This is a genomic window from Kribbella sp. (assembly GCF_035655035.1).
Classification (GTDB): domain Bacteria; phylum Actinomycetota; class Actinomycetes; order Propionibacteriales; family Kribbellaceae; genus Kribbella.
The window spans coordinates 1-6,334 of the sequence record NZ_DASRVN010000383.1 but is presented as its reverse complement, the minus strand read 5'-3'; the positions used below and the strand labels follow the sequence as shown (position 1 = coordinate 6,334).

Below are 6,334 nucleotides of genomic sequence, written 5' to 3'. Positions count from 1 at the left end.
AGGTTCGGGTTCGGGAGCCGGGGCGGGTGGCTGAGGGGTGGTTGCGGCGGCGGACTCGGGCGTTGGTGGGGGAGGACGGGCGGCTGTTGATCGTGGCTGCGGATCATCCGGCTCGGGGGGCGCTGGGGGTTCGTGGGGAGCGGATGGCTATGGGGAGCCGGGTGGAGTTGGTGGCCCGGTTGGTGGTGGCGTTGCAGCGGCCGGGGGTGGACGGGGTGCTGGCTACGCCGGATGTGCTCGAGGATCTGTTGCTGCTCGGGGCGTTGGAGGGCAAGGTCGTCATCGGGTCGATGAACCGGGGCGGACTGCAAGGGTCGGCGTTCGAGTTGGACGATCGGTTCACGGCGTACCGGAGTGCCGAGGAGATCGCGGCGCGGCGGCTCGACGGTGGGAAGATGCTGACCCGGATCGATCTCGCGGATGCGGGGACCGTGGCGACGTTGGAGAGCAGTGCCGCGGCGGTGACCGGGTTGGCCGAGCACAAGTTGATGGCGATGGTCGAGCCGTTCTGGTCGGCGCGGGGCGAGGACGGGCGGGTCACGAACCTGCTCGATCCCGACTCGGTGATCAAGTCGATCCAGATCGCGTCCGCTCTCGGTGCGACCAGTGCATACACCTGGCTCAAGCTGCCGGTCGTCGACGAGCTCGATCGGGTGATGGAGGCAACGACCCTGCCGACGCTGCTGCTCGGCGGCGATCCGACCGCGGCCCCGGAGGAGACGTACGCCTCGTGGGGCAAGGCGCTCGAGTTGCCGTCGGTCCGCGGACTCGTGGTGGGACGGGCCTTGCTGTTCCCGCCGGACGGCGATGTGGCCGCGGCGGTCGACCATGCGGCCGCGCTGGTGCACGGCAGCAACACATGACCGGCCCCCGGGCGCTCGGGGAATCTGGCGAAGGGCGATTGGGATGACTGAATGGGTTCGGCCGGCCGGTACGGCGGCTGGTGACGGGTTCGACGTGGTGGTGCGGCCCGGTGAGCCGGACTGGCATCACAGCGGTCTGCTCGTACGGACGTTGCTGCCCGGGCAGTCGGTGGAGATCGACACCGGGGACTGCGAGTACATCGTCCTTCCGTTGAACGGGTCGGCGGAGGTGATCGTGGACGGCGAGTCGGTCCCGCTCGGCGGACGGGCGGACGTGTTCGCCGGTCCGACGGATCTCGCGTACGTCCCGCGTAACGCGACGTTCGCGGTGGTCAGCGCCGGTGGTGCGCGGATCGCGTTCCCGCATGCGAAGGCGGCGGCGGATCACCCGTTCCGGCGGGTCGCCGCCGACGAGGTGGAGACCGAGCTGCGCGGCGCCGGTGTCGCTTCCCGGCAGGTCCGGAACTTCGGTACGCCGGGAGTACTCGACGCGGACTCGATCATCGCGTGCGAGGTGATCACGCCGGCCGGCAACTGGTCGTCCTACCCGCCGCACAAGCACGACGAGCACCGGCCGGGGAAGGAGAGCGAGCTCGAGGAGATCTACTACTTCGAGCTGCAGCTGTCCGACGACGTACCGGAAGGTGTCAAGGGCAACGATCCGATCGGGTACCAGCGGGTCTACGGCACGCAGGAGCGTCCGATCGACGTACTCGCCGAGGTCCGCGGCGGTGACGTCGTCCTGGTCCCGCACGGGTGGCACGGCCCGGCGATGGCGCCGCCCGGCTACGACATGTACTACCTGAACGTGATGGCCGGCCCCGGCACCGAGCGCCAGTGGCTGATCACCGACGACCCGCAGCACGCGTGGGTCCGGGAGTTGTGGAATTCGCAACATATCGATCCTCGGCTGCCTTTTGGAGGGGAAGACTCATGACGGTGCGTCTCACGGTCGCGCAGGCCCTGGTGCGATTCCTGAGCGTCCAGTACTCGGAGCGGGACGGGGTACGGCAGCGGCTGATCGCCGGGAGTCTGGGGATCTTCGGCCACGGCAACGTGGCCGGCGTCGGCCAGGCGTTGCTGCAGTCCGAACTCGAGGACCCGGAGGCATTGCCGTACATCCTGTCCCGCAACGAGCAGGCGATGGTGCATACGGCGACCGCCTTCGCCCGGACTCGTGACCGGCTCCAGACCTACGCCTGCACGGCAAGCGTCGGTCCGGGGTCGACCAACATGGTGACCGGTGCGGCCCTGGCGACGATCAACCGGCTGCCGGTGCTGCTCCTCCCTTCGGATGTATTCGCGACCCGGGTGGCGACACCCGTGCTGCAGGAGCTGGAGAGTTTCGCGGCCGGTGACGTGTCGGTCAACGACGCGTTCCGCCCGGTGTCGAAGTACTTCGACCGGATCTGGCGGCCGGAGCAGTTGCCGTCGGCACTGATGAACGCGATGCGCGTGCTGACCGATCCGGTCGAGACCGGGGCGGTGACCCTGGCCTTACCGCAGGACGTCCAGGCCGAGGCCTACGACTGGCCGGACGAGCTGTTCGCGGAGCGCACCTGGTACGTCGCCCGCCCCTTGCCCGAGGCATCAATTGTCGACAAGGCGGTAGATCTCCTCCGGTCTGCGCGGCGCCCCCTGATCGTGGCCGGCGGCGGTGTGCACTACTCGGGCGCCGAGGACGCACTGCGTGAGTTCGCCGAGCGGACCGGCATCCCGGTGTCGGAAACCCAGGCAGGTAAGGGATCGCTGAGCTACGATCACCCGCAGTCGGTGGGCGCGGTGGGGTCGACCGGGACGACAGCGGCCAACGCGCTGGCGCGGGACGCCGACGTGGTGATCGGGATCGGCACCCGCTACAGCGACTTCACGTCGGCGTCGCGGACCGCGTTCCAGAACCCGCAGGTGAAGTTCCTCAACATCAACGTGGCGCGTTTCGACAGCACTAAGCATGCCGGCCTCCCGGTGGTGGCCGATGCGCGGGAAGCCCTTGTTTCGTTGGGATCCGCACTCGGCGAGTGGTCTGTGGATGCCAAGTACACCGCAGAGTCCCAGGAACTCACCAGGAACTGGAACGGAACTGTTGACGCAGTTTTCCGGCCCTCCGCCGACAGGTCCGCGGCTGAAGGACTGCTCACCCAGGGCGAGGTGATCGGAACCGTCAACGAATTGTCGGCGGCGTCTGATGTGGTTGTCTGCGCGGCCGGCTCGATGCCGGGCGACCTCCACAAACTGTGGCGGACGCGCGACCCGAAGGGATACCACGTCGAATATGGCTACTCCTGTATGGGATACGAGATCGCCGGCGGACTCGGTGTCCGGCTCGGCGCCCCGGACCGCGACGTGTTCGTGCTGGTCGGCGACGGGTCGTACCTGATGATGTCCAGCGAACTGGCCACCGCGGTCCAGGAGAACCTCAAGATCATCGTGGTCCTGGTGCAGAACCACGGGTTCGCCTCGATCGGCGCGCTGTCGGAGTCGCTCGGCTCGCAGCGGTTCGGTACGGCGTACCGCAAGCGCACCGGCGACGGCCGGCTGGACGGGGACTATCTCCCGGTCGACCTGGCGGCGAACGTGCGGAGCTTCGGCGTCGACGTGATCGACGTGCGCAGCCGGACCGAGCTCGAGGAGGCGATCCGGACCGCGAAGGCGGCGACCGGGCCGATCGCGATCCACGTCACCACCGACCCGCTGATCGGCGCGCCGGACAGCGACTCGTGGTGGGACGTGCCGGTCAGCCAGGTCTCGGAGCTGCAGACCACACAGGCGGCCGCAGCGTCGTACGAGGAGAGCAAGAAGGCGCAGCGGCCGTACCTGGCACCGACCGAGGGAGAGAGCTGATGATCAACATCGGTACGGCGCCGGACTCGTGGGGAGTCTGGTTCGCCGACGACCCGCAGCAGACCACGTGGACGCGGTTCCTCGACGAGGTGGTGGTGGCCGGGTACACGCGGATCGAGCTCGGTCCGTACGGGTACCTCCCGACCGACCCGGTGCGGCTGAAGGACGAGCTCGACCGGCGCGGCCTGACGATGACCGCGGGGACGACGTTCGAGCAGCTGCACCGTCCGGACGGGTGGGAGTCGACCTGGCGCGACGTCGCGAAGACGGCCGAGCTGACGGCGGCGATGGGCGCGAAGCACCTGGTCGTGATGCCGTCGATGTGGCGCGGCGACAACGGCGAGATCGTCGAGGAACGCCTCGACCACGAAGGCCAGGCCAAGCACGGGCAGGCGGTCACCGAGCTGGGCCGACGGCTGGCGGAGGAGTTCGGGCTGAAGACGCAGTACCACCCGCACGCCGACGGTCACATCGACACGCAGGACACGGTCGAGCGCTTCCTGGCCGAGACCGACGGCGCGTACGTGAACCTCTGCCTCGACACCGGGCACATCAGCTACTGCGGCGGCGACAACCTCGAGCTGATCCGGAAGTACCCGGACCGGATCGGCTACGTGCACCTCAAACAGGTGGATCCGAAGGTCCTCGCCGAGGTCGAGGCGGAGGGCCTGAGCGTCGACGAGGCGGTACGGCGGGGCGTGTTCCGCGAGCCGCCGTACGGCGTGCCCGAGCTGCCGCCGGTCCTGGACGCGCTGGCGGCCCTCGACGCCGACGTGTTCGCGATCGTGGAGCAGGACATGTACCCGTGCGCCCCCGACGTACCGCTGCCGATCGCGGAGCGGACGCTGACGTATCTGACCACGCACGGGGGTGGCGTAACGAGCTGACGGCCGCGGGAGTGTGACACTCTCGGGTCCCAAGTAAGTCCAGGAACACCCGAAAGGCTGGTACCACGTCATGGTTCGGTGGCAGAAGAAGGCGGTGGCCACGGTAGCGGCCGTCGCACTCGCCGCGGCGCTGGCCGCGTGCAGCTCCTCCGGCGGCAAGCAGAAGGAGCAGAGCTCCGGCGGCAGCGGCGGCAACGTCGCGAACACGCCGCGGATGAAGGTTGCCCTGATCACCCATTCGGGCCCGGGCGACACCTTCTGGGACATCGTCCGGCGCGGCGCCGAGGCAGCCGCGAAGAAGGACAACATCGAGCTGCAGTACTCCGCCGACCCGGACGGCGCCGCCCAGGCGAACTTGGTGCAGACCGCGATCGACTCCAAGGTCGACGGCATCGCGGTCACGCTGAACAAACCCGACGCGGTGATCCCGAACGTCAAGAAGGCGATCGCGGCCGGCATCCCGGTGACGATCCTGAACGGCGGCCTGGACCAGTGGAAGACCACCGGCGCGCTCGGGTACTTCGGCCAGGACGAGCGGATCGCCGGGCAGGCGACCGGTGAGAAGCTCAAGGCGCTCGGCGCGAAGAAGGTGCTCTGCGTGATCCACGAGCAGGGCAACGTCAGCCTGGAGGCGCGCTGCCAGGGCATCAAGGACAAGTTCGGCAACGTCGAGAACGTGAACGTCAACGGCACCGACCAGCCCGGTACGCAGGCGACGCTGACCTCGAAGCTGCAGGCCGACAAGTCCGTCGACTACGTGGTCGCGCTGAACGCCGGGATCGCGCTGACCGCGGTCCAGGCGGTCAAGGACGCCGGCTCGTCGGCGAAGGTCGGCAGCTTCGACATGAGCAAGGAGATGGCCAAGGCGGTCCAGGACGGGACCGTGCAGTTCGCCGTCGACCAGCAGCCGTACCTGCAGGGCTACCTGGCGATCGACGCGATCTGGCTCTACAAGTCCAACGGCGACACCATCGGCGGCGGCCAGGCGACGCTGACCGGCCCGGCTTTCATCGACAAGTCGAACATCGCGTCGGTGCTGAAGTTCGCCGAAGCCGGGACGCGCTGAGGCAGCGTCATGGCATCCACCATCACCTCACCCGCATCGCCGGACGACCGCGTCTCGGCCCGCTCCCTCGGCGCCCGGCTGCTCAGCCGGCCCGAGGTCGGGTCGCTGGTCGGCGCGGCCGTGATCCTGGTGTTCTTCCTGATCGCGGCGCCGCCGTTCCGCAACATCGACAACACCGGCACGATCCTCTACCAGGCCGCTCTGATCGGTGTGATGGCGGTGCCGGTCTCGTTGCTGATGATCGGCGGCGAGTTCGACCTCTCGGCCGGGGTCGCGGTGACGACCTCGGGCCTGACCGCGGGCATCTTCTCCTACCAGTTCAGCCTGAACGTCTGGGTCGGCGTCGTGGTCGCGCTGGTGTTCTCGCTGGCGATCGGTGCGTTCAACGGCTGGCTGCTGATGCGGACCGGACTGCCCAGTTTCCTGGTGTCGCTGGGGACGTTCTTCATTCTGCAGGGCCTGAACATCGCGGTCACCCGGATCACCTCCGGCGCCGTCGCGTCGAACTCGATCGGCGACATGGACGGGTTCGGCGCGGCGAAGGCGATCTTCGCGTCGGAGTTCAAGGTCGGCGGCATCACGGTCAAGATCATCGTGGTCTGGTGGATCGTGTTCGTCGCGATCGCCGCGTGGGTGCTGCTGAAGACGCAGATCGGGAACTGGATCTTCGCCGCCGG

At 68.5% G+C, this 6,334-nt stretch carries 6 protein-coding genes; all 6 read left to right on the top strand.

The genetic code is table 11. From position 1 onward, the window contains the following. A partial coding sequence (locus VFF46_RS21515) for a Cgl0159 family (beta/alpha)8-fold protein (RefSeq protein WP_325038971.1) occupies positions 1 to 863 on the top strand: 863 nt, incomplete at its 5' end. 43 nt (positions 864 to 906) lie between these two features. After that, on the top strand, positions 907 to 1,800 hold the full coding sequence (iolB, locus tag VFF46_RS21510; RefSeq protein ID WP_325038970.1) for a 5-deoxy-glucuronate isomerase: 894 nt from the start codon (positions 907 to 909) through the stop codon (positions 1,798 to 1,800). Further along, complete coding sequence (gene iolD / locus VFF46_RS21505; RefSeq protein WP_325038969.1) at positions 1,797 to 3,704, top strand: 3D-(3,5/4)-trihydroxycyclohexane-1,2-dione acylhydrolase (decyclizing); 1,908 nt, start codon at positions 1,797 to 1,799, stop codon at positions 3,702 to 3,704. The genes iolB and iolD overlap by 4 nt, the downstream gene beginning before the upstream one ends. Then, entirely contained in the window at positions 3,704 to 4,591 is an 888-nt protein-coding gene (locus VFF46_RS21500; RefSeq protein ID WP_325038968.1) for a TIM barrel protein, read from the top strand. The genes iolD and VFF46_RS21500 overlap by 1 nt, the downstream gene beginning before the upstream one ends. 70 nt (positions 4,592 to 4,661) lie before the next feature. Continuing rightward, a complete protein-coding gene (locus tag VFF46_RS21495; RefSeq protein WP_325038967.1) occupies positions 4,662 to 5,657 on the top strand; it encodes a sugar ABC transporter substrate-binding protein in 996 nt (331 codons plus the stop codon). 9 nt (positions 5,658 to 5,666) lie between these two features. After that, positions 5,667 to 6,334: ABC transporter permease (locus VFF46_RS21490; RefSeq protein ID WP_414673081.1), on the top strand; the 668-nt coding region annotated here is incomplete at its 3' end.

Coding starts and splice junctions, on each gene's coding strand:
- iolB (WP_325038970.1), top strand. CDS start 907: ATGACTGAATGGGTTCGGCCGGCCGGTACGGCGGCTGGTGACGGGTTC.
- iolD (WP_325038969.1), top strand. CDS start 1,797: ATGACGGTGCGTCTCACGGTCGCGCAGGCCCTGGTGCGATTCCTGAGC.
- VFF46_RS21500 (WP_325038968.1), top strand. CDS start 3,704: ATGATCAACATCGGTACGGCGCCGGACTCGTGGGGAGTCTGGTTCGCC.
- VFF46_RS21495 (WP_325038967.1), top strand. CDS start 4,662: ATGGTTCGGTGGCAGAAGAAGGCGGTGGCCACGGTAGCGGCCGTCGCA.